Origin of the sequence: Pseudomonas sp. MS646, assembly GCF_036693845.1 — a bacterium.
Lineage (GTDB): Bacteria > Pseudomonadota > Gammaproteobacteria > Pseudomonadales > Pseudomonadaceae > Aquipseudomonas > Aquipseudomonas chlororaphis_E.
On record NZ_CP144763.1, the window covers coordinates 2,879,085 to 2,906,015 of the forward strand.

At 63.4% G+C, this 26,931-nt stretch carries 18 protein-coding genes and 1 tRNA gene; 3 read left to right on the forward strand and 16 right to left on the reverse strand.

Features of this window, described 5'->3' with window-relative positions; all coding sequences use genetic code 11:
- Nucleotides 1-61: 61 nt before the first annotated feature.
- A complete protein-coding gene (locus tag V3H56_RS12780) occupies nt 62-916 on the reverse strand; it encodes a prohibitin family protein (protein ID WP_042731637.1) in 855 nt (284 codons plus the stop codon).
- A gap of 130 nt (nt 917-1,046) precedes the next feature.
- Nucleotides 1,047-1,134, reverse strand: a tRNA-Ser gene (locus V3H56_RS12785).
- A 124-nt stretch (nt 1,135-1,258) separates the two neighbouring features.
- Here V3H56_RS12785 and V3H56_RS12790 point away from each other — a divergent pair.
- Together V3H56_RS12790 and V3H56_RS12795 are read left to right on the forward strand one after the other, a co-directional pair.
- Nucleotides 1,259-1,930, forward strand: a complete 672-nt coding sequence (locus tag V3H56_RS12790; RefSeq protein ID WP_030142533.1) for a Bax inhibitor-1/YccA family protein — start codon at nt 1,259-1,261, stop codon at nt 1,928-1,930.
- 972 nt (nt 1,931-2,902) lie between these two features.
- Nucleotides 2,903-4,252: a hypothetical protein gene (locus V3H56_RS12795; protein WP_338474703.1), complete on the forward strand. Its 1,350-nt coding sequence runs from the start codon at nt 2,903-2,905 to the stop codon at nt 4,250-4,252.
- A gap of 44 nt (nt 4,253-4,296) precedes the next feature.
- Here the strand turns inward: V3H56_RS12795 and V3H56_RS12800 are convergent, their stop codons facing one another.
- Complete coding sequence (locus V3H56_RS12800; protein WP_042732546.1) at nt 4,297-4,734, reverse strand: Lrp/AsnC family transcriptional regulator; 438 nt, start codon at nt 4,732-4,734, stop codon at nt 4,297-4,299.
- A gap of 133 nt (nt 4,735-4,867) precedes the next feature.
- On the opposite strand from V3H56_RS12800, the gene V3H56_RS12805 reads away from it, so the two are divergent.
- Nucleotides 4,868-5,761 carry a DMT family transporter gene (locus V3H56_RS12805; RefSeq protein ID WP_338474704.1) on the forward strand — a complete coding sequence of 298 codons (894 nt, stop codon included), beginning with the start codon at nt 4,868-4,870 and terminating at the stop codon, nt 5,759-5,761.
- A 15-nt stretch (nt 5,762-5,776) separates the two neighbouring features.
- Here V3H56_RS12805 and V3H56_RS12810 read toward each other — a convergent pair whose 3' ends face one another.
- The 13 genes from V3H56_RS12810 to V3H56_RS12870 form a co-directional block, all read right to left on the reverse strand.
- Nucleotides 5,777-7,402, reverse strand: coding sequence for an NADP-dependent glyceraldehyde-3-phosphate dehydrogenase (locus V3H56_RS12810; protein ID WP_047738156.1), 1,626 nt, complete (start codon nt 7,400-7,402; stop codon nt 5,777-5,779).
- A 176-nt stretch (nt 7,403-7,578) separates the two neighbouring features.
- Nucleotides 7,579-10,032: an autotransporter outer membrane beta-barrel domain-containing protein gene (locus tag V3H56_RS12815; RefSeq protein WP_338474705.1), complete on the reverse strand. Its 2,454-nt coding sequence runs from the start codon at nt 10,030-10,032 to the stop codon at nt 7,579-7,581.
- 177 nt (nt 10,033-10,209) lie between these two features.
- The gene (locus V3H56_RS12820) at nt 10,210-11,010 is read right to left on the reverse strand and encodes an endonuclease/exonuclease/phosphatase family protein (protein ID WP_047738159.1); all 801 of its coding nucleotides are present in this window, start codon (nt 11,008-11,010) and stop codon (nt 10,210-10,212) included.
- Between the two features lie 401 nt (nt 11,011-11,411).
- A complete protein-coding gene (locus tag V3H56_RS12825) occupies nt 11,412-12,176 on the reverse strand; it encodes a PIG-L family deacetylase (RefSeq protein WP_042730656.1) in 765 nt (254 codons plus the stop codon).
- 254 nt (nt 12,177-12,430) lie between these two features.
- Nucleotides 12,431-14,590, reverse strand: a complete 2,160-nt coding sequence (gene glgX / locus V3H56_RS12830) for a glycogen debranching protein GlgX (RefSeq protein WP_042730657.1) — start codon at nt 14,588-14,590, stop codon at nt 12,431-12,433.
- Between the two features lie 215 nt (nt 14,591-14,805).
- A complete protein-coding gene (locus V3H56_RS12835; RefSeq protein WP_047738161.1) occupies nt 14,806-15,141 on the reverse strand; it encodes a DUF2934 domain-containing protein in 336 nt (111 codons plus the stop codon).
- A gap of 18 nt (nt 15,142-15,159) precedes the next feature.
- Nucleotides 15,160-17,946 (reverse strand): malto-oligosyltrehalose synthase, encoded by a 2,787-nt coding sequence (locus V3H56_RS12840; protein ID WP_047738164.1) that lies wholly within the window; start codon nt 17,944-17,946, stop codon nt 15,160-15,162.
- Complete coding sequence (malQ, locus tag V3H56_RS12845) at nt 17,943-20,021, reverse strand: 4-alpha-glucanotransferase (RefSeq protein WP_338474706.1); 2,079 nt, start codon at nt 20,019-20,021, stop codon at nt 17,943-17,945. Before malQ ends, V3H56_RS12840 begins: the two co-directional genes overlap by 4 nt.
- Nucleotides 20,018-21,820, reverse strand: a complete 1,803-nt coding sequence (gene treZ, locus V3H56_RS12850; protein WP_047738166.1) for a malto-oligosyltrehalose trehalohydrolase — start codon at nt 21,818-21,820, stop codon at nt 20,018-20,020. Before treZ ends, malQ begins: the two co-directional genes overlap by 4 nt.
- A gap of 7 nt (nt 21,821-21,827) precedes the next feature.
- On the reverse strand, nt 21,828-23,399 hold the full coding sequence (gene glgA, locus V3H56_RS12855; RefSeq protein ID WP_042730662.1) for a glycogen synthase GlgA: 1,572 nt from the start codon (nt 23,397-23,399) through the stop codon (nt 21,828-21,830).
- Nucleotides 23,400-24,256: 857 nt separating this feature from the next.
- Nucleotides 24,257-25,219: a D-2-hydroxyacid dehydrogenase family protein gene (locus tag V3H56_RS12860; protein ID WP_338474707.1), complete on the reverse strand. Its 963-nt coding sequence runs from the start codon at nt 25,217-25,219 to the stop codon at nt 24,257-24,259.
- Nucleotides 25,220-25,230: 11 nt separating this feature from the next.
- Nucleotides 25,231-26,262, reverse strand: coding sequence for an alpha/beta hydrolase (locus V3H56_RS12865; protein WP_338474708.1), 1,032 nt, complete (start codon nt 26,260-26,262; stop codon nt 25,231-25,233).
- A 100-nt stretch (nt 26,263-26,362) separates the two neighbouring features.
- The gene (locus V3H56_RS12870) at nt 26,363-26,809 is read right to left on the reverse strand and encodes a DUF411 domain-containing protein (RefSeq protein WP_042731966.1); all 447 of its coding nucleotides are present in this window, start codon (nt 26,807-26,809) and stop codon (nt 26,363-26,365) included.
- Between the last annotated feature and the right edge of the window lie 122 nt (nt 26,810-26,931).

Sequence of the window (26,931 nt, forward strand, 5' to 3'; positions counted from 1 at the left end):
TGGGCGACGGGTACGCAGCGGGAGGGAGCAGGCGCGGCCAGGACAGACCGCGCCGCAGGCGTTACTTGATGTCGATGAAGGGCAGGGCGCCGTTGGGCACCACGGTGGTTGGCAGGACGCCATTCCAGCGTTCGGCCTTGGTCAGCTCCACCAGGTTCTGGTTGCTGGCAAGCGCTTGCGCCCGAGCCTTGATGGCCTCGGCTTCGGCCTTACCGCGCAGTTCGGTGGCAAGTGCATCCGCCTTGGCCTGGGCGACTTGCGAATCGGCTTCTGCCTGGGCCTGGGTCACGCGAATCTGCGCCTGGACCTGTTCGGTGGCGAGTTGCTGTTCGCGGGTCTTGACCTGGACTTCCGCCGCCATGCGCGCTTCGATGGCCTTTTCGTAGGCATCGCTGAAGTCGATGTTCTCGACCTGGACGCTGTCGATGATCACCGGTCCGGTGATGGTCGACTTGATCGCCGTGGAAATGTCGTTGACCAACTGGACACGGTTCTGCACGGCGGCCACGGCGTTGAACTTGCCGAACACGTTTTCTACCTGGGTCGGCACCTGGCGACTGATCATGCGGTCGCGGATGCCTTCGAGGTCCTTGAACTGGGTGTAGACCTTGGCCACATCGGAGGGCGCGATGTGCCAGGAGACCGATACCTTCAATTGCGCGGACTGCTGGTCCTTGCTGTAGGCCTGGAGGTCTTCATAAGCGGTGACCTGGCTCTGTACGCTGATCAGGCGCACCGATTCGATGAAGGGGGTCTTGAACGACAGCCCCGGTTCCACCACGCCGACCAGCGCACCGTTGCGCAGCAGCACGCCGCGTTCGGTTTCGTCGACCGTGTACCAACTGCCAAAGAAGACGCATAACAGGACGACGCCGATGAGGGCGGCAACAAGAGAACCGATGGTTTTGCTGGTCACTTTTCTTTCCTTGATCACGTGGGTGGGCGATAGCGCATAAGTGGGGGCCGGCGTCCTGTTTGTCGGCGGTTTACCCAGAACGCCAGGCACAAAAAAGCCCTGAATGATCAGGGCTCTTTCGTACATGAAATGGCGGAGGCGATGGGATTCGAACTCATGGACCTGTTACAGTCGACGGTTTTCAAGACCGTTGCCTTAAACCACTCGGCCACACCTCCGTACTGCGTTGCGGGCGCCATAATACCCGAATGAAACACACTGTCAAACTCTCTACGTAGCTTGTTACAGAGCGTCTGTTATTATCCTTGCCACTGAATGTTTCAGAACCGGAGGAGTGTCGCCATGCGCGAACAGGATTACGCAGTGAACAACAGCGTGCAGGCTGAGCAGCTAGAAGTTAGCCGCGTCCTGCGCAACACATATGGCCTGCTGGCACTCACACTCGCCTTCAGCGGTGTGATGGCCTACGTCGCCCAGCAGATGCGGGTGGGTTACCCGAACATCTTCGTGGTGCTGATCGGTTTCTACGGCCTTTTCTTCCTCACCAACAAGCTCCGTGATTCGGCCTGGGGCCTGGTGTCGGCGTTTGCCCTGACCGGCTTCATGGGCTTCCTGCTCGGCCCGATCCTCAACCGCTACCTGCAGATGCAGGGCGGCGCCGAGGTGGTCAGCTCGGCCTTCGCAATGACCGCGCTGGTGTTCGGCGGCCTGTCGGCCTACGTGCTGATCTCCCGCAAGGACATGAGCTTCCTGAGCGGCTTCATCACCGCCGGTTTCTTCGTCTTGCTGGGTGCGGTCGTGGCCAGCTTCTTCTTCCAGATCAGCGGCCTGCAACTGGCGATCAGCGCCGGCTTCGTACTGTTCTCGTCGGTCTGCATCCTGTATCAGACCAGCGCGATCATCCACGGCGGCGAGCGTAACTACATCATGGCGACCATCAGCCTGTATGTATCGATCTACAACCTGTTCGTCAGCCTGCTCCAGCTGTTCGGCCTGATGGGCCGCGACGACTGATCCAATGCCGCTCGATGAGTGAGAAAAAGCCCGCTTCGGCGGGCTTTTTCTTGCCCGCAGATTGACATGCCTGTCCTGGCTCCAGCCCCGGCTTCTTGTGGAGGTAACTCGTGAGAGCGGTGCATCGCTTCCAGTAGTCCCTATATTTGGGCCATGTCTGTAGGTGTTTTACCTTCTACCGGTAGGCCTATTCCTTTTGCGCTGAAAGACACGTTTCCATGCCTACCCAGCCCACCCCCAATACCTGATTCTGCCGCGCTCATCGAATGGCAAGGAGGCGAGCCTGACAAATGACCAGCGCTCGGCGTGCGAAGTCGTGCAGACAATCACCCTCAACCCGGCGTGCGGGCGGACAACGCTTGAGAGCTACGCTCGAAGACTACGCCATCTCCAGCGCGGGTTTCGCCGAGGTGCTTGAGGTCAGCCCCCAATGCCTGGCGAACTGGTGCGCCCGGGGTGTACCTCAGGCGAGGCTCCCCCAATTGGCGCGCTTGTTGAGTGTCAGTGAGCGATGGCTGGCGACGGGTGAGGGCGCGCGAGCGATGGTGTATCCCTGCGGCAGCTGTGCCGTTGACGAGGCCGCACCAGGCACGTGAATACCCGTCCAAAAAACGCCTCGGTGGTTTTCTCGCCTACGATGCGTCCCATCATGGCCAATTGCCGTAAAAAAGCGCCACCATGATGGCGACTTTGGATAAATGATCTACACCTATGGACATGGAAGCGTAGTGCCATGGGAGGCAAGAAGTGGATCGCCGAGTGACCTGCCTGACATCTTCCCCATCACGTATCTGGCCATCGAGCGCGGTTTGCTCGTGGCTGTCTGTTGGGGCAGGGAGGCTTATCACGTCGACTCCGTAGGACCGTGAACAGGTTTTCGGCATCGTGCTGCAGCCTGATAACAGAAGGAAGCCCTGCACATCGGCCAGGAATCCGATGCGGCAGCAGGCGTTTCCCTATAAGGAGATATTGATGAACCAGCCTCAAGGAAAGATCGTTGCGTTGCTGGCCCTGACGGGTGCACTGTTCACCGCCAGCGTCCACGCCGGAGTCTTCCCCGATTTCGGCTACGCCCCGCCCAAGAGCGAGTATTCCGGACCGCCGTTCCAGCTCAGTCAGGATTACCCGAAGGCGCCGCCGGGTGCTTCCTCGATGCCGGCATTCTTCCAGCATTTGCCCAAGACATTCTCCAATGACTTCGAAACCTGGCGTCCCTACATGGAGGAGGTGAAAAAGTACTGCCTGGAAGGCAATACCGAAATCGGCTGGAAGGTGCAAAAAAACAAGATTCGCCGCTGGTATCACATGCCTTGGCAGCATTACGGCCCCAATGGTCGTGAAGGCATCAGCGGGCTGACCAAGGAGGCACCGATCCAGCCCGGGCAGTTGGCAAGTACCCAGACCGACAGCGGGCAAACCTACGCGGTGGGGATCTATAACGACATAGGCGCCTACACCATCGGCCAGGTCTGGAAGGACCCCGACAACCCCGACCCGAGCTACACCTCCAAACCCAAGAGCTTCCCCAACGGCACGGTGGTGTGCAAGGCGCTGTTCGCTGACATAGACGTCAAGACGGTGCCGTTCCTGGCGAACCCACTGCTGTGGAAAGCCTACACCACTGAAACCTTCACCTCGACCGACCGGTCCGTCACCCAGGTCGCGCTGATCCAGATGGACATCGCCGTGCGCGATACCCGCGTCAGCGACACCGGCTGGCTGTTCGGCACCTTCCAATACAACGGCGCCGTGACCGGCAAGGCGAACTGGAACAACCTGGTGCCGGTGGGGATCATGTGGGGCAATGATCCCAAGGAGACCGGCAACGACTTTACCAATCCCAAACCGGTGGAGACCAAGATCAACCCGGCCTTGAAGCAGACTGCGATCAATGCCAACACCCAGGAACTGCCACCGACCCACCTGGGTTGGAACGGACGGCTCAACGGGCCGGTGGACAATCCGCAGGCGTCTTGCCTGAGTTGCCACATGACGGCCGAGTACCAACAACTGGCGCTCATGAACCCTACGTTCCAGGCCAACTCGCCCCCGGTGGGCGGTGACGAGTGGATGAAGTGGTTCCAGAACATCCCGGCCGGCCAGCCGTTCAGTCCAGGCACGCAAAGCACCGACTACAGCCTGCAACTGTCCGGGGCCCTGGCCAACTTCTATGACTGGAAGTGCAACCACAGCGGCGTCTATGCCGATGGCGTCAATGCCTGCACCAAGCTCCAGACGCTCAAGCTGATCAAGGCGAGCAATGCGCCTGAGGACGAAGTGCACAAAGTGCAACGCAGTCCCGAACTGGAAGAGCTCGAGTAACGCCCCTTACCGGCCTCGGACCACCCGAGGCCGGCTTTTTTCGTTCACGCCATCGGCGGCAACCGCCGCTTGACCGGCGTCTTCTTGACGATGGCCGTATTGGTCTCGGCGTGAACATTGAGCTTGTCCAGCAAGGTGTCGAGCTGTTCCATCGAGCGCACATGGAGGCGGGCGATGAAGCAGTCGTCGCCGGTCACCTTGTCGCATTCGGTGAACTCGGCGATGGCCTGGATCTGACGCTCCACCTCCTGCAACTGCCCCGGCAGCGGGCGAATACGCACGATGGCCTGTAGCTGATAGCCAAAGCTCTTCGGGTCCACCTCGACGGTGTAGCCCCTGAGCACGCCGCGTTCCTCCAGGCGCCGAAGCCGCTCGGCGACGCTGGGGGAGGACAGCCCGCTCAGGTTCGCCAGGGCCTTGAGGGAGCGCCGTGAGTCTTCCATCAGGGCGCCGATGAGGATCTGGTCGATGTCGTCAGTCATTTCAGCTCCGTTAGGCAAATCCGCCAGGTTGCCTTGATAAAAAAGGTCGAAAGGCAGTTTAGCCTTTTTCATGCCATGGAGAAGCGGTCAGTGGCCTCGGCATACTGTGCTCACTTGCTGAAGGAGCCTGAAGATGGACAAGACCTTACGTCGCGGTTCGCTGGAAATGACCGCCGCCATGCTGATTTCCGGGACCATCGGATGGTTCGTGCTGGTTTCCGGCTTGCCGGTGCTGGATGTGGTGTTCTGGCGCTGCGTGTTTGGCGCCGTCACCTTGCTGCTGATCTGCGCCGGCTTCGGCTTCCTGCGTCGCGGCATCCTCAGCCGCGCCACTTTTGGGCTGGCGGTGATCAGTGGGGTGGCGATCGTCGGCAACTGGGTGCTGTTGTTCGCTTCTTACTCTCGGGCGTCGATTGCTATCGGCACGGCGGTGTACAACATTCAGCCGTTCATGCTGGTGGGGTTGGCGGCGCTGTTTCTCGGGGAGAAGATCACCGTGCAGAAACTGGCCTGGCTGGCCTTGTCGTTCCTCGGCATGCTGGCGATCGTCAGTGCCCACGGCACTCAGGATCAAGGGGGCGATGAATACTTGCTGGGCATTGCGCTGGCGTTGGGGGCGGCACTGCTGTACGCCATCGCGGCGTTGATCATCAAGCGCCTGACCGGCACCCCACCGCACCTGATCGCGCTGATCCAGGTCAGCACCGGCGTGTTGCTGCTGGCGCCCTGGGCCAACTTCGCGGCCTTGCCCCAACAGGGCGAAGCCTGGGCCAGCCTGGTGACCCTGGGCATGGTGCACACCGGCGTGATGTACGTGTTGCTGTACAGCGCCATCCAGCGCCTGCCCACCGCGGTGACCGGGGCGCTGTCGTTCATTTACCCGATCGCGGCGATCTTCGTCGACTGGTTCGCCTTCGGTCACCGTCTGGAGCCTTTGCAATGGCTGGGTGTGGCGGCGATCCTGCTGGCGGCGGCCGGCATGCAACAGGGCTGGGGCAGCAGGCTGCGCCGTCCGGCCCTGTCGTGATGCGCCGCTGTCGGGCTAGAAGATGTAGTCGGTGGTCAGGAAGTTCGAATCGCGCGCTCGGATGATGTCACTGATCAGTGCCTTGTTGCTCTCCTGGAACTTGGTCGCCACCAGGGTCCGTATGGAAAAGGTTCGCAGCGCATCGTGCACCGACAGCGTGCCTTCGGCGGAGTTTTTCCGGCCGTTGAACGGAAAGGTGTCCGGCCCGCGTTGGCACTGGGCATTGATGTTGATGCGCCCGACCTGGTTGGCGAAGGTGTCCACCAGCTTGCCGACTTCCGCCGGGTTGGTGCCGAAAATGCTCAGTTGCTGGCCGAAGTCGGATTCCAGGACGTAGTCGATGACGGTATTGAGATCGCGGTACGGCACGATGGGCACGACCGGGCCGAACTGTTCTTCGTGGTAGACCCGCATCGCTGTGTTCACCGGGTAGAGCACCGCCGGGTAGAAGAATGAGCTGCGGGCCTCGCCGCCGTGGGCATTGGTCACCTGCGCGCCCTTGGCGAGCGCATCGGCGACCAACGAGTGCAAGTAGTCGACCTTGCCCGATTCGGGCAGCGGCGTCAGCGCTACGCCGTCCTCCCACGGCATGCCGGGTTTCAGGGCCGCCAGGCGGGCGTTGAATTTTTCGATGAACGCCGGCGCCACATCCTCATGGACGAAGAGGATCTTCAACGCCGTGCAGCGCTGGCCGTTGAACGACAGCGAACCGGTCAGGGCCTCGCTGACGGCGTTGTCCAGGTCGACCTCGGGCAGCACCAGTCCGGGGTTTTTCGCATCCAGGCCCAGGGCCGCGCGCAGACGATGGGGGCGCGGGTGAAGTTTCTTCAGGTCGCTGGCGGCCTTGTTGGTGCCGATGAAGGCGAAGATGTCGACCTTGCCGCTGGCCATCAGTGCGCTGACGGTTTCGCGCCCACTGCCGTAGATCACGTTGATCACGCCTGCCGGGAAGCTGTCGCGGAACGCTTCGAGCAGCGGTCGTATCAGCAGCACGCCGAGCTTGGCCGGCTTGAACACGACGGTGTTGCCCATGATCAGCGCCGGAATCAGCGTGGTGAAGGTCTCATTCAGCGGATAGTTGTAGGGGCCCATGCACAAGGCGACGCCCAGGGGCACGCGGCGGATCTGCCCGAGGGTGTCCTGTTCCAGTTCGAAGCGGCTGGAGCGGCGGTCCAGTTCCTTGAGGGCATTGATGGTGTCGACGATGTAATCGCAGGTGCGGTCGAATTCTTTCTGGGAGTCCTTCAGGTTCTTGCCGATTTCCCACATCAGCAGCTTGACCACCGCTTCGCGCTGCTCGCGCATGCGCGCCAGAAAGGTTTCCACATGGCGGATGCGCTCGGCCACGCGCATCGTCGGCCATTGGCCCTGGCCGCGGTCATAAGCGCGGACGGCGGCGTCCAGGGCGGTGAGGGCGGTCTCGGCATCCAGCAGCGGCGTGCTGCCCAGGATCACTTGCTCATCGCCTTGGGCTCCGGCCAGGTAAACCGGGCTACGAACGACGGCGAGGGGGCCTTGCCAGGTCTTCAAGACCCCCTCGACCAGGTATTCGCGTTGTTCGATCTGGCCTTCGAGGCGGTAGGCCTCCGGAATCCGGTCGGCGCTGGGGAACAGGTTGGCGAGCAGGGGGGCGGTGGTCATGTCGTTACTCCATCAATGAAATGAGCCGGGGGCTTGCAGGCGTCAATCGCTTTTAGGGTTATACCCTTTAATGGAGGTGTTTTTTAAGTGAAGGATGAAACGGTGGCGGGGGAATGATCCCCTCGCCACCCAGGGGCGGGCTATGGCGGCAGGCTTTCGGGAGAGAGGTGGCGGGTCTACCAACTGATCCTCACGCCAAGATTACCTGCCACGCTGCGTTGCGGGTTGCTGTCGAGGTTGTTGCTGTAGTCGGCAGCGGCGTACACGCTGACCGCAGGCGCCAAGGTGACGATGACGCCCACGCCCAGGTCGCCGGTGGAGGCCCGCTGCTGGGTCTCGACCCGGTCGCTGTCATCGAAGGTCACGGCGTCGGTGCCGGAAAACGTGTGCCAGACGTTGGCGCGCAGGTAGGGTTCCACGGGCATGCCACTGACCTGGTAGCGGCCCTTGAGCCGGGCCCCGACCCGGCCGGTCCAGGCCCCGTCGGAATCGAATTCGACCTTGGAGATCCCATCGTTCTGGTTGTCCAGGGAGACCTTCTGATGGATGACCTGGACCTGGGGTTCGAGGACCCAGTCGGCGCTCACCGCGAACGGGTAGCCGGCCTCGGCCGAGAGCGTCAGCGCATGGCCGCGGTTATCGATCTTCACGCCGCGTTCGGAGCGGTTGTCGCCGTCCAGGCGCGTGCCCATCACGACGGCGTCGACGTAGCCGCCGGAGGAATCGGTCAGCGTCCAGTACAACCCGTAACTGTCGCCGTCGAGCTCGATCTTGCCAGCGCGACGACCCTGGAAGCCCAGGTTGAAGCCATCGACGTGGCCGTTCAATTCGGTATGGCCGACGAAGAAGCCGATTCGCTGGGTCTGGCCGCCGGACATTGGCGCGCTGTACAGGTCATTTCCGACCTGGAACCCCTTGATGGACCCGTCGAGGCGTGGTGTCACGGTGCCGGCCCACGTCTGGTCCAGGTCCTTGCCATAGACCCGGCCCCAACCCGCACCGAAGGCCCCGTTCTCCGTCAGCAGGCGCTGGTCGCCCTGGCGGTCGTGGAAGGTGCCCAGGGCCATCAGCGTCAGTTGCGCCGCGGCGGGCGGCAACACCGACCAGGTGGGCACTTCCGGACGATACAACGGGATCGGCGCGGCGCCCGGCACGGCCACCGGCAACGGCGGCAAGGGTGGCGGGGTAGGTGCGTTTGGCTGTGGCGGCGGGGGAGGCGCGGCCACCGGTCCAGCGACCACGGTCGAGCGCAGGTACCAGTTGTTTGCGTTGCCCGTTACGCCTCCCTTGAACAGGCGATAGTCGAACGCACCGGCCGAGACCGATTGCGCCAGGGAAAAGGCGCCGCTGTCGCTGACCGCGCCACCCTGGGCCTGGACCAGTTCGATCCCGTCCTGGGTCGTCAAGCCGCCCGCACCCCCGACATTCGTGACGGCAATGGCGGTGTTGCCGGTGAGCGTGCCGCCGTTGACCACCAGCTTGTCGCTGGAGGAACCGTCGGCGCCGAGCACCGTTTGCAGGCGCAGTTGGCCGTTGTTGCCGACATAGTTGCCCTGCACGGTGAGGCTGTCGTTGGTGCGCGTGTTGTTTCGCGTAAGGTCAATCGTCCCGCTGTTGTTGAGGGTGACCGATTGGCCAGCGGTAAACGGATTCACGCTGCCTTGGGTTGACGTCAATACGCTGCTGCTGTCGATGTTCAGCACTCCGGTGGCCGTGGCGGAGTCGCCCAGCACCAGCGTGTCGTTGAGGTCCAGGCGTGAGCCCTGGGCCAGATTGACGGTCTCCCAATTGACATAGCGGGCACCGGTGCTGGAGGTCGTGGCCTCGAACGTCAGGCTGTCCTGGCCCAACCCGCCGTCCAGGCTGGGGGTGCTGGCGAGCTGGGTTTCATCCAGGTTTTGCAGCAGCGCCGTGTCGGTGCCGTCGCCCATCAGGATGGCTGAACGAATGACGCCGCCGCTCCACTGGAACCGGTCGTTACCGAAGCTGGTGCGCACCTCGCCATCGATTTCCCCGCCGCTGACGGTGACGCTGTCGTCACCGCCGCTGACACTCACGTTGCCACCGATGCGTCCTGCGGAGAGGATGATGGTGTCCTGGCCAAAGCCGGTCACCAGGTTGCCGAGGATCTGCCCACCCGACATGTCGAACAGGTTGTCATCGAGCTTCATGTCGACTCGGCCGATGGTGCCGCCGGTCATGCGGGCGATGTCGCCATCCTCGAAGGCCTCGACGATGGTGCCACCGGTCATCAGGAAGGCGTCGAGGCCATCGCCCTGGGCCAGGGACTGGATACTGCCACCGTGCATGACGAAGTCATCGATGCCCGAGCCCTGCTGAACATCGCCGCCGATGGTGCCGTTGGCATTGATCTCGATGTAGTCGGTGCCGGCGCCGAAAGTGACGTCGCCGGTGATGGCGCCGCTGCCATTGGCCGGCATCGTCAGGCGGTTGTTGCCGGCCAGGTCAGTCAACCCCGGGGTGCTGCCACTGTCGCAGACGTAGGCATCGTCGCCTGCGGTCGGCGTGAAGGTGCAAGCCGCCAGGGCCGGCGGGGTGTTGAGCAGGAACAGGCTTGAAACCGATAAGGCGTTGAACAGCCGATTGAATCCACGATCGCGCGAGCACATGTGCTTTCCCTCTGCAGCAGCATCCTGGAATGCCGGTTTCAGCATCGGTTGCACGACTACTGGCACACAGGACCTGGCAACGCTCGCTGTATGGGATGGGACCCTAACAACGAATAGCGAGCGTCGCTACTGTCAGAACTTACAGGTGCTTGCGCTGCGCGCGGCGCAAAATCGGGGCTACAAATGCACTTCCACCGATAACGGCAGGTGGTCGCTCAGATGGGTCCACGGCTTGGTGCCGAGTATCTGTGGCGCGTGGCTGCTGGCATTGCGCAGGTAGACGCGGTCCAGGCGCAGCAGCGGGAAACGCGCCGGATACGTCCGGGCGGGGCGGCCGTGATGGTGCTCGAAGGCCTCGTGCAGGTAGCCACGGCGGGCGAGGGTGGTGTTGCCGTGCAACTGCCAGTCGTTGAAGTCGCCGGCAATGATCACCGGGGCGTCTTCGGGCAACGAATCGAGCAGTTGGCAGAGCAGCTTGAGTTGCAGTTGGCGATGGCTTTCCAACAGGCTCAGGTGTACGCAAATCCCGTGGACTTCGGCGTGGCCCGGGACCTCCAGCACGCAGTGCAGCAAGCCGCGGCGTTCCGGGCCGGTGATGGACACGTCGAGGTTGCGGAACTGGCGGATAGGGTATTTGGACAGCAGGGCGTTGCCGTGATGACCATCGGGGTACACGGCGTTGCGGCCGTAGGCGAAGTCATTCCACATGCTGTCGGCGAGAAATTCGTATTGGGAGGTTTGCGGCCAGTTGTCGTAGCGCGACGCATGGCGGTCATGTTCGCCCAGCACTTCCTGTAGGAACACCAGGTCGGCGCCCGTGCTGCGCACCGCTTCGCGCAACTCGGGCAGGATGAAACGGCGGTTGAGGGCGGTGAAACCCTTGTGCGTATTGACCGTCAGGACTCGTAGCCGATGAACCTCCGCAGGCGTGTCCAATGGCATGGTTTCGACGGCTCGCCAATCGGGATCTCGAGTCACGTTCACTCCTGAATCAGACGTACCTGTTCATGCGACTGATGGGAGGCTTTGGCAGTTCCGGATTTTTCCTGGGGCATTGTTGTTGCCAGGGCCGCCGCCTTCGCGAGCAAGCCCGCTCCCACACCTGATTTGCGTTGTATCCGCGTCTCAGGCCATGCGAAGCCCGATGTGGGAGCGGGCTTGCCCGCGAAGGCGGCCTCGCATCCAACAGAGAAGCCGGCGGACCCACCGCTTTCGCGAGCAAGCCCGCTCCCACACCTGATTTGCTTTGTACCCGAGCCTCAGGCCATGCAAAGCCCTATGTGGGAGCGGGCTTGCCCGCGAAGGCGGCCTTGCATCCAACAGAGAAGCCGACGGGCCCACCGCTTTCGCGAGCAAGCCTGCCCACAGGGACTGAGATTTCAGATGAAGACAATCTCGTACGGCATGCCCATGCGATCGAGGATCACCCGTGGTACCAAGGGTGCGATGCCGCTGGCCGGTTCGCCGTTGAGTTGGCTGGTGTAGGCGTACATGGCGTGACGCTTGCGGGCGGTGGTCCAGACGTCCAGGCGCAGTTTACGGGCCCGATGCCAGGGGATTTTCTTTTGCTCGCGCACCGGCCAGTGCCAGGCCCACACGGGCAGTTCGTTGAACAGCGCGCCGACGGCCTCGGCGGCCTGTGCACCGGCTCGGCCCACCGTGTCATGGTCGCTGTCACCGTCCAGGCGCCAGGTGCTGAAGACCACGTCGCCGGGTCGCAGATGTTGGCTTATGAACGCCGTCAGCTCGGCTTCGTGTTCGGCGAGGGCCTTTTCCGGAAAACCGCCGCGCACCCATTGCAGGCCATGGGCGGGAATGCCCAGGCGGTGCAGGGCGTCGACGCTTTCCTGGGGATGGGGGCGGTGCATGCGCAAGCGTTCATCGTTCCACAACGGTGAGCCCGGATGGCCGATGTCGCCATCGGAAACCGAGATCAACAACATGGGATGGGCCAGGTTGCTCAGCAACTGGAGCAAGCCGCCACAGGCCCCGACCTCATCGCCCGGATGCGGGGCGAGGATCACGGCGCGGGCGCCGGCAGGCACCAGGGTCTGGGTACTGATAATGGGAATGTCGGCCAGTTGCGGCGCACTGTTCCATATTTGCGGGTGCTGCCGACTGTTAAGGCGAGAGGCGGGTTTCATGGGGAAGACGTCCTTGTGGTATTCAATCCTGCGGCCTTGCACCGAGCATACCGCCCGATGTGGCGCATCAAGTCACGATTGCCATTGGCGGCGCTCCTGATCCTGGAGTCTACCGCAAGCGAAGTATTGACCATGCCGGTCGATTCGTCGCGTGGCATCGGTGTCTGAACCGTACTTTTTTCTTTCAACTGGGCCTATAAAAAAGAAGGCCACATCTGTGTGGCCCTCGTTTTTCAATGGCTTAACTCCAATAGTTAATCTTCTTCCTCACGTTGCAGCTCGAACAACAGCAGCGAGCGCCCAGTCACCGAGTATTCGGACTCGAACTCGAACCGTTCCTGGCCACGCACGGTGGGCTGGTTGGTGTCGACCAGGCACGTCCAGAAACTGCCTTCAGGCACTTCAGGCAGGCGGAAGTTGACGATGTCGTGGTGCGCATTGACCACCAACAGCAACGTCGCATCGCCGCCTTTGCGCCGGATCCCGGTTTCCTGGGCGCGACCGTCCATCAACATGCCCAGGCACCGACCGTGGCTGTCCTGCCATTGCTCGACGGTCATTTCGTTGCCATCGGGTGCCAGCCAGGTCACGTCCTTGACGCCGATGTCCTCGTTGTAATTGCCCACCAGGAACCGTCCGCGCCGCAGGATCGGGTAGGCCAGACGCAACTTGATCAAGCGCTTGACGAACTTGAGCAGCGCCGCGCCGTCCTCGCTCAGATCCCAGTTGACCCAACCGATCTCGCTGTCCTGGCAGTAAGCATTGTTATTGCCGTGCTGGGTGCGGGCGAACTCGTCCCCGGCGACGATCATCGGCGTGCCCTGGGCAAACAGCAGCGTGGCGAAGAAGTTGCGCATCTGCCGATGGCGCAGCGCGTTGATCTGCGGATCGTCCGTCGGCCCTTCGACGCCATGGTTCCAGGACAGGTTGTTGTTGCTGCCGTCCTGGTTATTCTCGTCGTTGGCCTCGTTGTGCTTGTCGTTGTACGACACCAGGTCATTGAGGGTAAAACCGTCGTGGGCAGTGACGAAGTTCACCGAGGCGTAAGGGCGTCGGCCCCGCTGGTTGAACATCTCGCCGGACGCGGTCATGCGGCTGGCAAAGTCGGCCAGTTGGCCGTCGTCGCCTTTCCAGAAGGCGCGCACGGTGTCGCGGAACTTGTCGTTCCATTCCATCCAACCGGGCGGGAACCCCCCGACCTGATAGCCACCGGGGCCGCAGTCCCAGGGCTCGGCGATCATCTTCACCTGGCGCAGCACCGGGTCCTGTCGGCAGGCGACGAGGAAGCTGTGGCGCTCATCGAAGCCATCGTGGTAGCGGCCGAGAATGGTGGCCAGGTCGAAGCGGAAGCCGTCGACGTGCATTTCCGTGGCCCAGTAGCGCAGGGAGTCGGTGACCATCTGCAAGACGCACGGATGGCTCAGGTCCAGGGTGTTGCCGGTGCCGGAGTCGTTGATGTAGTAGCGCTTGTCGTCAGGCATCAGCCGGTAGTACGAAGCGTTGTCGATGCCGCGCATGGACAGGGTCGGGCCTTGTTCGTTGCCTTCGGCAGTGTGGTTGTAGACCACGTCGAGGATGACTTCGAGGTTGGCTTCATGCAGGTGCGCGACCATCTCCTTGAACTCGGCGATCTTGCCGCTGGCCAGGTAGCGCGGGTCCGGGGCGAAGAAGGCGATGCTGTTATAGCCCCAGTAGTTGGTCATGCCCTTGTGCAGCAGGTGCTGGTCGTTGACGAAACCGTGGATCGGCAACAGTTCGACCGACGACACGCCGAGCTTGCGGATGTGTTCGAGCACGTCGTCGACCATCAACCCGGCGAAGGTGCCGCGCAGGTTCTCCGGCACCGAGGGATGGCGCATGCTGATGCCGCGCACGTGGGTCTCGTACAGGATGGTCTTGTCCCATGGCACGCTGACGCGGTGGTCGTGGCCCCAGGTGTGCGCCGGGTCGATGACCTTGCACTTGGGCACGAAGGGCGCGCTGTCGCGCTCATCGAAGCTGAGGTCGCCGTCAGGGTGGCCGATGGTGTAGCCGAACAGTGCCTCGGACCACTTCAGCTCACCCACCAATTGCTTGGCGTACGGGTCGATCAGCAGCTTGTTGGGGTTGAAACGATGGCCGTTCTCCGGGTCGTACGGGCCATAGACCCGATAGCCGTAGATCAGGCCGGGGTGGGCGTCGGGCAGATAGCCGTGGTAAATCTCGTCGGTGTACTCCGGCAGCTCGATGCGTTCGAGTTCGACTTCTCCGGCATCGTCGAAAATGCACAGCTCGACTTTGGTGGCGTTGGCCGAAAACAGCGCGAAATTGACCCCGAGGCCATCCCAGGTCGCACCAAGCGGAAAAGGCAGCCCTTCACGAATCCGCGAAGCCTCGATAACAGGCGGCGGCGTGGTTTTTTTTGGACGGGTCATAGTTGCTCCTGCAAAAGACAGACAGTTACGGCAAAGCGATCGGTTCAAGGTCCGTTGATTCAAGGGTCGTCCCGGGCGCACGACCCCTGGGGCGAGGAAGATTCATCCCCACCGAGGCGCAACGCGGCCCGGGCCTGGGCTGCTGAGCAGCCCAGCGAGAGCAGGCTCCCTCGCCACAGTGGTACATCAACAGGCGCACTGCGTGAGCGTTGTGATTACACCGCCGGAGGCTTGCGGGCCGCCCGTGGTTTTTTCTCGGCCGGTTTTTCAATCGCCGAGTTGGCTGCCGCAGGTTTGGCGGCGGGCTTGGCCTTGGGGGCAGCGGCCTTCGGTGCCGGCTTGGCCGCGGGTTTGGCGGCAAGCTTGGCGCCGTCGGCCTTGGCAGCAGGAGCCTTGCCTGCGGCCTTGGGCGGTTTGCTCGGGGCCAGGGCTTCGGCTTCCGCCAGTTTGCGCGCCATCTCCCAGTGGCGTTTTTCGTGCCCGGTAGGCTTACCTTCGGACTCCCAGATCTGGTAGGCGAATTCGCGAATACGTTTATCGTCGGTACTCATCGCAGTGCTCCTGACAACTCAAGATTGGATAAAGACATTGACCGGGAAATCCCCCAGCGCGGCGCTGACCATCAGCTCCCCTTGGGGTGTGACTGCTGTGCTTGAAAAAAGTCCCTTCAGTTTTCCCTCCTGGGTGGCGAACGGTAATGACACGCGGGTATCGCCCCAGTCCGAGGCGGCCACCTGCGGCTGCGCACTGTTTTCCAGCAAGCGGGCAGCATGGATCGGCACCACGACGACCGCCCGTTGCTGCCCGTGCTCGCGCATGAACGCCAGCACCCGGCGGGCTTGCTCGCCAACCACTTCCAGCGGTTGGTAGCGGCCTTGCTGGAACAACTGCGGGCATTGGGCGCGCAGGGCCAGCGTCCTGGCGATGAGCGCCTGTTTGACCCGGCCATTGCGCCAGTCGCGCAGCAACCTCGCCGGCGTGCTGTCGGCCTGTAGTCCTTCGCGACGCGCCTGGAAATCCACCGGGCGCCGGTTGTCCGGGTCCACCAGGCTGAAATCCCAGAACTCGTTGCCTTGGTACAAGTCCGGCACGCCGGGCACGGTCATGCGCAGCAAGGTTTGCGCCAGGCTGTTGAGCGCCCCCGCTGGCGCGATGGCCTGGACTGCCTCGGCGATGGCACTGCGCAGCGGCAGCCCTTCATCGCCCAGCAACAGGCGTTCGAGAAACAACTGGGTCGCTTGCTCATAGGCGTCGTTGACCGCCGCCCAACTGCTTTGCAGCTTGGCTTCGCGCAGGGCCTTGCGCTGCCACTGCCAGAGGCGTTCGTTGTACTCGGCCAAGGCCTTGTGGTCCTGGATGTCCAGGTCCAGCGGCCAGCTCCCCAACAGCGCCTGGTACAGGATCAGTTCATCGCCAGCCGAAGGCGACGCCGGATCGCTGTGCAGCGAGGGCGCGAGGATGCGCCATTGCTCCACGCTGGCGGTGTACCAGTCGGCGCGTTCACTGAGCACGGCCAGCCTGGCGCGGGTGTCTTCGCCACGCTTGTGGTCGTGGGTCGCGGTGGTCATCAGGTTGTCGGGGAAATGCTCGAGCCGCTCAAGGCAAGCGTTGTGGAATGCCTGGGGCGGGGCGCTGAACAGTTCGGTGTTGTAGCCCACATCGTTACGCGACAACAGCACGGCCGAGCGGTACAGCGCGGTGTCTTCCACGGCTTTGGCGGCGGCCGGCGAGGTCAGTTGCTGGAAGCGCACACAGGCATGGCGCAGGCGCTTGCGCTGGGGGCCGCGGGGGCGTTGGCGCCAGGGCATGCCACCGAGCCAGCCGGCCAGGCAATCGAGCACTGGCCAATCGGCTTCGCTGAGGGTTTGCCGGGCGCCTTCCAGGGCCTGGTTGAAAAACGCCTCGTCTTCGGTCGAGCGTCCCAAAGGGCTGATGTAGGTGCGGTACACCGGGAAATGCACGATCAGTTCCTGCAACGCCCGGCGAATCGCGCCCAGGGTCAGGTCGCGGGTCATCACGTCGTCCCGCGCCACTTGCAGCAGGGCCTGGGCGACGCTTTCGAAGTCCCCGGCGAGGGAGCCGTTGAGGATCTGCTGGCGGGCCAGCCGGGCTTCCTCGATGAAGTGCGCCGGTCGCTCGCTCTGGCGGCTCCAGAACTCGGCAAGCGGTTCAGCACCGGCCGGGTCGTGTTGCAGCAGCGAGATCTGGTTCATGAACTCGTAGCCGGTGCTGCCGTCGACGTTCCAGTCCCGACGCAAGGTCTCGCCGTCGCCAAGGATCTTCTCGATGAAGATCGGCAGGTGCCGCGACGGGGACAGGGCATCGAGTCGCCGGCGCAGCTTGCGGCTGTAGCCTCGTGGATCGGCCAGCCCATCGATGTGATCGATGCGCAGGCCATCCACCAGGCCTTCGCCAATCAGCTGGAAGATCTTCGCATGGGTCGCTTCGAACACGGCCGGGCGCTCGACCCGCAACCCACCCAGTTCGTTGACATCGAAAAACCGTCGCCAGTTGATGTCATCCGCGGCCGTGCGCCAGCTGGCGAGCCGGTAGCTCTGGCGTTCCAGCAGTTGGTGCAGGCGCTCGAAGCCTTCCGGTTGGGTGCAATCGTAGTTGCGCAGGTTGTCCTCGATGGCGGCGAGGATATCCGGAGCTGTCGCCAGTTCGCGCAATTGCACCTGTAGCGGGCGGGCGAGGGTGTGGGCGTCGGTCTGGTAGTTCAGCGTGGTGAAGCGTTCGGCCAGCGCCTTGAGGGCTTCGGCCCGTTCGCCAGGCAGGTCGTCGGTGGGCTTGAGCAACTCGCCATAGTGCATCGGGCAGATGGGGAAATGGTGCTCGTAGTGTTCGACATAGAAGCTGCCTTGCGCGGCATTGAAGCGCAGTTGCAGGGTGCCTTCCTGCAAGGCAACGCCATAGTCGCTGCCCAGGAATGGCAGCAGCAACTGGCCTTCCAGCAATGGGTCGGGAGAGTGCCACTGGATGTCGAAGAATTCGCCATACGGGCTCAGGCGCCCCCATTCCAGCAGGTCCAGCCACCAGGGGTTGTCGTTGCCACCGACCGCCATGTGATTGGAGACGATGTCGAGGATCAGCCCCATCCGGTGCTCGCGAAGGGTCGCCACCAGGCGTCGCAAGGCGTCCTCGCCGCCCAGTTCCGGGTTGACCAGGGTCGGGTCGACCACGTCGTAGCCGTGCATGGAGCCGGCACGGGCCTTGAGTAGCGGGGAGGCATAGATATGGCTGATGCCCAGCGCGGCGAAGTACGGTACCTGTGCGACGGCATCGTCCAGGGTGAAGCCTTTATGAAATTGCAGGCGAATGGTCGCCCGCAGTGGTTGGATCGTAGGCAGATTCATCGGTCACGCTCGTTCGCCTGGAGTCGCGCACAGGCAAGTATTTCCAGGCGCCGGGCGGCGTCCGGGTGATCCAGCAACGCCTGGCTGTCGTGGGCCAGGCGGCGGCGCCAATTGGGGTGGGTGTCGATGGTGCCGGGCAGGTTGGCCTGCTCTTCGATACCCAGGGCATCTTCGAGTGGCAACAGCACCAGCGGCGCACGGGTGTGGCCGAGAAAGCGCACGCTGGCGTCCAGCACCTGGTCGGTCTCGCGGTGTTCTTCGCGAAAGTTCTGTGGGTCCTGGTTCAGCACGCTGCGCAGGCCTTCGCGTTCACGCTCGCGGTGCTTGCGCCAGTCTATTTCCGTATGGGAGTCGATCAGGTCCAGCCGCGCATTCCAATCGATGTCGTGCCCGTGCCACCAGCCATTGAGGGTCGGCAGGTCATGGGTGCTGGTGGTCGCCAGCGCGTTGTCCGGCCAGTCGAGGATCGGCTTGAAGTGGGTGTTGTCCTGTTCGAACAACAGCACGCGCATGCCCAGGATCGACCGGGCGCTGAGTTTTTCCCGCAGGCCGTCCGGCACGGTGCCGAGGTCTTCGCCGAGCACGATGGCCTGGTGACGGTGGGATTCGAGTGCCAGCAGGCGCAGCAGGTCGTCCACCGGGTAATACAGATAGGCGCCGTCCGAAGGCGGGGCGTCATTGGGGATCACCCACAGGCGTTGCAGGCCCATGACGTGGTCGATGCGCAAGCCACCGGCGTGGGCGAAGTTGGCCCGCAGCATCTCGATGAATGCGCGAAAACCGTTGCGCACCAGCCCTTCGGGGGAGAACGCCGAGATTCCCCAGCCCTGGCCGGAGCGGTTGAGAATGTCGGGCGGTGCGCCCACGGTCAGCGAGGCGAGCAATTCATCCTGACGGCTCCAGGCCTGGCTGCCGGCTCCGTCGGCCCCCACCGCGAGGTCGGCGATCAGGCCAATGCCCATGCCACTGGATTTGGCGGCGCTCTGGGCGCGCTCCAGGCAGCGGGCGATCAGCCATTGGCAAAAGGCATAGAAACCGATTTCATCGGCGTTTTCTTCGGCGAAATGCGCCAGCACGGCGCTGCGCGGGTTGCGCCATTCCTCCGGCCACTGCCGCCAGTCGAGGCTTTCGCCGCGGGCGGCGCGTTCGGCCTGCAAGGCTTCGAAGCGACAGTGGTTTTCCAGGGCCTCGCCGCTGGCGTGGCGGAAACTGCTGAAGTCTTCGTGCAAGGGGTGTTCGCCCTGGCTGAAACCGTCGTACAGCGCCCGCAGGACCTTCTGCTTGGCCTCGGCCGCCACCGGCCAGTCGACCAGGGGTTGGTCTTCCAGCTTTTGCAGTTGGTTGGCAAGGCCCGTGGCATCGATGGCGGTGCGCAGGGCGCGCTCGCCCAGGATGGTGCCTGGCGCCGCGTACAGACTGTTGAGAAACAACCGGCTGGACGGCGAGTAAGGGCTGTAGCGACCCGTGTCGCTGCTGAACATTGCGTGCATCGGACTGATGGCGATGGCCTCGGCACCGCGCTCACCGGCCACCCGTGCCAGGTCTTCCAGGGCCTGGGTGTCACCGAAACCGCCGTCACCGGGGCGCCGTAGCGCATACAGTTGGGCACTCAGGCCCCAGGTCCGTGGCGTTGGATCGTTTACCGCATCGGCGACGCTGTAGCAGCGCGCCGGCGCGACCGCCAGGGTGAAGTGCTGCCCGTCGATGCTGACGTGCTGGTAACCCACCGGCAGCATGCCCGGCAGCCTGGCGTCGGCGTCGAGCTTGAGGTTCAGCGTGGCGCCATCCTCCTGGCGGACCTCGCAGGGGGTGCCGGCCTCGAAATAACGACTCAAGTCGACACTGACCCCGACATCGGCCGTGAGCAGCGGTGGCAATTGATGGTTCTGTTGCTCCTGCTGCAATTGCAGCAGGCTGGCGTCGATTTCCTGGGCACTGCCGGCGGGATGGCCGAGGCCCGTCAGGACCGAGCGCAAGACGGCGGGCGAGACTTTCTGGGCCCGGCCGTTGGCATCGATCCAATCCACCGCGAGGCCCGCCCGGCCGGCGAGGATTTCCAGTTGCGCATCGCTCATGGGCGCTCTCCAGTGATGGTGGGCAACGGGGCCGCCTGTGTCAGGCTGACCAGCGCGCTGCAGGGCGCAAGGTGGCCCTGTTGCAACAGACCCATGGCGTGGGGCGGATGTTCGAAAAGAATGCGTGGGTCCTCGGCGGCGGTATGCGCCACCGGCTCGGCGCTGAGGTTGAGGTCGATGCGCAGCACACTGCCGTCGCCCAACTGCCAGCGGGCACTGACGGCGCCCGGGCCGAGCACGTCCGTTTCCAGCGCGTGGGCGCCGGGCAGGCGTGGGACGATTTCTTCGCGCCGGATCTTCAGCAGGCTGCGATACAGCGTCTCGCGGGCCAGTTGTTCCGGTTCATGGGCCTCCAGGTTCGGGCGCGAGGCTTCGAAGGTGGTGGCCGCGTTGGGATCGGGAATCCGCTCGCGCTGTTGCGGGTCGGCGAAGGCGCTGAAGGCCTTGAACTCATTGCGTCGGCCTTCACGCACCAATTGCGCCAGTTCGCCGTGATGACTGGTGAAGAACAGGAAAGGCTGTGGCGCAATCACCTCATCGCCCATGAACAGCAGCGGAATCATCGGCGAGAGCAGCAACAGGACCGTCGCAGCCTGCAAGGCCTGGGGCGGGGCCAGTTGATGTAGGCGCTCACCGAGGGCGCGGTTGCCGATCTGGTCGTGGTTCTGCAGGAACAGCACGAACGCGCTGGGCGGCAGGTGCCCGCTGGGTTCGCCTCGTGGCTCACCGTGGCGGTTGATGTGGCCCTGGAAGACGAAACCCTGGCTCAGGCAGCGTGCCAATTGTTCGGTGGGCTGCTCGGCGTAGTCGGCGTAATAGGCGTCGGTCTCGCCGGTCAGTAACACGTGCAAGGCATTGTGGCCGTCGTCGTTCCACTGGGCATCGTAGCCTTGCTCCAGCAGGCTGGCCTGGTTGTGCTCGTTTTCCACGGTCAGCCAGACGTGCCGGGTCGGGTCCACTTGTTCGCGCACCCGCGCCGCGAGCTCCTGGAGAAAATCCGGGTCTTCGATGGCGTGCACGGCGTCGAGGCGCAGGCCGTCAAAACGGTATTCCAGCAACCACATGAGCGCGTTGTCGATGAAGAAGTCCCGGACTTCGCGGCGGCGAAAATCGATCGCCGCGCCCCAAGGCGTGTGTTTGTCTTCGCGAAAGAACCCCTTGGCATAGCGGTGCAGGTAATTGCCGTCGGGACCGAAGTGGTTGTAGACCACGTCGAGAATCACCGCCAGACCGTGGCCATGGGCGCTGTCGATCAGGTGCTTGAGCTGCTCCGGCGTGCCGTAGGAGGCTTGTGGCGCGTAGGGCAGGACGCCGTCGTAGCCCCAGTTGCGGTCGCCGGGAAACTGCGCCAGCGGCATCAGTTCGATGGCGGTGACCCCGAGCCCGGCCAGGCGCGCCAGGTGCTGCTCGACCCCCTCGAAACCACCGAGGGCGCCAACGTGCAGTTCGTAGATGACGGCGTCGTACCAGGGCCGGCCGGACCAGTGGGTGTGGCGCCATTGGTAGGCATGGGGGTCGACCACCACGCTGTGGCGGTCGATATCGCCGGCCTGGGCGCGGGAGGCCGGGTCCGGCACCTCCAGCTCGCCGTCGATGTTGAAGCGGTAGCGGGTGCCGGCGGGGCAACGGGTCTGGATCATGAACCAGCCGTCGGCCTGGGGCAGCAGGGGGATTGAATCTCCAGAGTCGAATTCGACACTGACAAAAAAAGCATCCGGTGCCCAGAGGGCGAAGCGGGTGTGCTCGTTATCGAGCATCACCGCGCCGTGGGTCCATGTATCAGGCGTCCTTGACGACATCGTTACCTCATTGTCTGGCCGATTTACCCAGTGATTTAGCCACCAGCTGTTCGTAGAGTTCGGCGTAGGGCTCCACCGCCTTGCTCCAGTTGAAAGGTGCCGACATGGCCCGGCAACGCATGGCATTGAGCAGATCAGGGAATTCGAAGACCTTGAAGGCCCGGCTCAGGGCCTCCTTGTAGCTGTCGACGGTGGACTCGTCGAACAGGAAACCGGTGACGCCGTCCTCGATGGTGTCCGCCAGCCCGCCGGTGTTGCGTGCCACCGGCAGCGAGCCGAAGCGCTGCGCGTACATCTGGCTCAGGCCGCAAGGCTCGTAGCGCGACGGCATCAGCAAAAAGTCGCTGCCGGCGAACATCCGCCGCGCATCGGTTTCGTTGAAGCCGATGCGCACGCCGATCCGGCCGGGGAAACGCAGCGCCAGTTCGCGCATGGCTTGTTCTTCCTCCGGCTCGCCACGGCCGATGATCGCGATCTGGCCGCCCGACTCGACGATAAACTCGGCGACCGCCTCGGTCAGGTCCAGGCCTTTCTGGTACACCAGGCGCGAGACCACGGCGAACAGCGGCCCGGTGCAATCGTCCAGGCCGAACAGCTCGCGTACATGGGCGGCGTTGACGGCCTTGCCTTCCCAGTCGCCGATGGCGAACTGGCGGAACAGGTGCGAGTCGGTCGCCGCGTCCCAGCTTTCGTCAATGCCGTTGGGGATGCCGCTGAGCAGGCCCTGCTGGGTCTTGGCCGCCAGGAAGCCATCGAGCCCGCAACCGAAGGTGGGGGTGGTGATTTCCTGGGCATAGGTGGCGCTGACGGTGGTGATGTGGCTGGAGTAGGCCATGCCCGCCTTGAGGAACGACAGCTTGCCGTAGAACTCCATGCCTTCCTGTTGCAAGGCGTGTTCGGGAATGCCCAGCTCCGGGCAGCACGCCAGGCTCACCACGCCCTGGTAGGCCAGGTTGTGAATGGTGAACAGGGTGGGGGTCCGTTGGCCGCGCCAGTGCATGTAGGCCGGCGCCAGTCCAGCCGGCCAATCGTGGGCATGGACCAGGTCGGGGCACCAGTGGATCTGGGCGAGGTTGGCGGCGATGTCGGCGGCCGCCAGGCCCAGGCGGGCGAAGCGAATGTGGTTGTCCGGCCAGTCGCGACCGTTGTTGGCGCCATAGGGCGAGCCTTCGCGGGCATACAGCTCGGGGCAAATCAGGACGTAGATCACCAAGCCGTCGGCCATGTCCATGCGGCCGATCTTGCACGGCGGCAGCGCGGCGTGGCCGCCCAGTTCGCCGATGATGTGGATCGGATTGCCGCTGTTCATCACCTGCGGATAGCCGGGAATCAGTACCCGCACATCATGCAGGCCAGCCATGGCCCGGGGCAGCGCCGAAGACACGTCGCCCAACCCGCCGGTTTTCACCAGGTCGGCGATTTCCGACGTGACGAACAAGACCTTCTTGCGATTGGGGTTGTGGCGAACGACGGGGAGCAGTGCCTTGCCGCCGGTGGCGAGCACCGGAGCCGTCGGCGAATCGGCCGCCGGCGGTAATTGAGAACGGACCTGTTGTGGTTCCAAGGCAGCACTGATCATAAATCTCTCCTGTTTTCTCGATCTGTTTCCGGCATGCGCCAGAGCTGTTGTTACATTGGCCGAATCCTGCGGCCAGGCGCACAAGCGCTACGCAAGGTAAGCAAAGCGCTGCCCAATGCGGCGAAGCGAATCAGGTGGGAGGGCCGTTGCAAGGACTGCACCAGCCGCTGTTACCCTTCCATTACCCTGACCTGTCGCCGTTGCGAAAAGTTTCGACTTTTTTTCGTCTGGATGATCGGTCGGTATTACCCCCGGTTCGCGAGTCTAGGTCAGAAGCTAGAGCGCTGCGGTGCGCTTCGTCGAATTGTCCGACAATCACGTTTTTTGTCGGCAATGTCTTACACGACAGCGCGAAAGACGCGCCGACGAAGTGCATGTTTCTGAAATCAAAACCGTGTAGAGGGCATGCCGTGTTTTATAGCGGCGCGCGATGGGATGGCGTCGCGCACCATTAAGGGGCGTGAGCGATAGAGGCTTTTTGATGGCCTGTGTGCTATTGAAAAACTACAGGTGAATGACAGGCTGGGATGGAATGTGGGAACAGGATTGGCCGTGCCCGACCCGGGCCACTTGTGGGAGCGGGCTTGCCCGCGAAAGCGGTCTGTCTGGGGCGGTGATGTTGGCTGGGATGGCGTCTTCGCGGGCAAGCCCGCTCCCACAAGGATCGTTGCCAGGTGGGGGGGTTGTGGACATGCCCCATTCAATTGTGGGAGCGGGCTTGCCCGCGAAAGCGGTCTGTCTGGGGCGGTGATGTTGACTGGGATGGCGTCTTCGCGGGCAAGCCCGCTCCCACAGGGGTCCTTGGCCAGGCGCCGGTTTTGTGGACATGCGCCATTGAATTGTGGGAGCGGGTGTGGTCAGGGGGTGGCGGTCAGTAGGCGGATGGGTTGGCCGGCGGCCCAGGCCAGGAGGTCTTCGATCATCAGGGAATAGAAGAGCTGGTAGTTCTGTTGCGTGACGTAGCCCACATGCGGGGTGGCCAGTACGTTGTCCAGGGTTCGGAACGGGTGGTCGGCGGGCAGGGGTTCCTGGGCGAAGACGTCGAGGGCGGCGCCGGCCAGGCGTTTGTGCCGGAGGGCATCGATCAACGCGGCTTCATCGACGATCGGCCCGCGGGCGGTGTTGACCAGCAAGGCAGAGGGTTTCATCCAGCCCAAGGCCTGGGCATCCACCAGGCCGCGACTGCGTTCGCCGAGCACCAGGTGGACCGACAGGATATCGGCCTGCTCGAACAGCGCCTGCTTACTCACATAGGTCACGCCTGCTTCGGCGGCGCGTTCGGCCGTGAGATTCTGGCTCCAGGCGATCACCCGCATGCCGAACACCTGGCCGAACTGCGCCACCCGCGTGCCGATGCTGCCCAGGCCGAGGATCCCCAGGGTCTTGCCGTGCAGGTCGCCACCCAGGCCTTGCTGCCACAAACCGGCGCGCAGGGCATTGGCTTCCCGCACCAGGTTCCGGGTCAGGGCCATGATCAACGTCCAGGTCAGTTCGGGCGCGGCGTGCTTGTAGCTTTGCGTGCCACACACCTGGATGCCCAGCCTGGCAGCGGCTTCAAGGTCGAGGGCGGCGTTGCGCATGCCGCCGGTGAGCAACAGCTTGAGACGGGGCAGGCGCTGCAACAGGTCTTCATCGAAGGTGGTGCGCTCGCGCATCACGCAGATCACTTCGAAGCGCTGCAAACGCTCGACAAGGGTGTCGCGGTCAGCGGGGTAGTCGTGGACAAAGGTCACGTGGCCCACGGCGTCCAGCGGCGACCAGTCGACCACGTCCCGCGCCACGTCTTGCCAATCATCGATGACTGCTATTTGCACCGCCATGGAACACCTCGTCAGGGAATGGGTTTGTTCAGCCAGCCGAGCAAGGCCTTGTGGAAGCGCTCCGGCTCTTCCATTTGCGGCGCGTGCCCCAGGTTGGGAAACTCCACCAGGGTCGACTGGGGGATCAACTGTGCAACCTGTTTGCCCAGTACCTCATAGCGTCCCAACCTGGCCTTCACGGCGGGTGGCGCAATGTCGCTGCCGATGGCCGTGGTGTCGGCGGTGCCGATCAGCAGCAGGGTGGGGACGCGCAGGTCCTTGAACTCGTAGTAGACCGGCTGGGTGAAGATCATGTCGTAGATCAGCGCCGAGTTCCACGCCACTTGCGTATGCCCCGGCCCTTTGTTCAAGCCGGCGAGCATGTCCACCCAGCGATCGAACTCAGGCTTCCAGCGCCCTGCGTAATAGGTCTTGCGTTCGTAATCGCGGATGCCGTCGGCACTGAGCTTGAGCTCGCGCTGGTACCACTGGTCGACGCTACGGTAGGGCACGCCGAGGGCTTTCCAGTCCTCCAGGCCAATGGGGTTGACCAGCGCCAGGCGCTCGACCTGATCGGGAAACTGCAAGGCATAGCGGGTGGCGAGCATGCCACCGGTGGAGTGGCCCAGCACCGTGGCTTTCTGCACGCCGAGGGTCTTGAGCAGGGCCTGGGTATTGCTCGCCAACTGTTGGAAACTGTACTGGTAATGGTCGGGTTTGCTCGAGGTGCAGAAACCGATCTGGTCCGGCGCGATCACCCGGTAGCCTTGCTCGCTGAGGGTCTTGATCGAGTCGCCCCACGTGGCGGCGCAGAAGTTCTTGCCATGCATCAGCACCACCGTGTGGCCATTGACCTTGCCCTGGGCCGGTACGTCCATGTAGCCCATCTGCAAGGCCTTGCCCTGGGACTGGAAGGCGAAGTGCTTGAGCGTGTAGGGGTAGTCGAAGCCTTCCAGTTGCGCGCCGTAGGCCGGGCCTTGCGACAGGTTGGCGGCCTGGGCGAACCAGGGCAGCGAGGCAGTCAGGAACAGGCTCGGCAGCCAGCGAGCGGTAGAACGCGACATGGTCAATCTCCTTGGGGACCGCCGCCGATCCTGGGGCGGTCCGATTATGGCGACATTAACCACAGGCAACCAAACCGCTCGAACGTTCCACCGCGCGCCGTCAATGGGCCGGGTAATCCGCCACCACGGTTTGCGTGCCGTCCTTCTTCAGGCCGATCACTTGGTAGGCATCGCTCATGCCGTCCATTTCCATGCCGGGCGAACCCATGGGCATGCCGGGCGCGGCGACACCGAGCAAGTCATCGCGCTTGCTCAACGCCAGTACCTGCTCGGCCGGGACATGACCCTCGACGAATTTGCCGTTGATCTCGGCGGTGTGGCACGAGCGCAGGTTGGGCGCCACGCCCAGGCGTTGCTTGACCGAAGCCATGTCGGCTTCGACATGGTCATTGACCTTGAAACCGTTGTCTTGCAGGTGCGAAATCCACTTTTTGCAGCAGCCGCAGTTGGCATCGCGGTGCACGTCGATGGTGACCGGTTCGGCGGCCTGGGCCAGGGTGGTCAGGAACAAGGCGCTCAGGGCGAGCAGGTGCAGGGGCTTGGCCATGGAGGGGCTCTCATGTCGAACGATTGGGCGGCAGGATAGCAGAGTAGCGAGGCAGAGCTGACAGGGGGCTGAAGCGCAGATGACAGAATTGTCAGGCGGGACTGAGGATGGGGGCGTCAGCC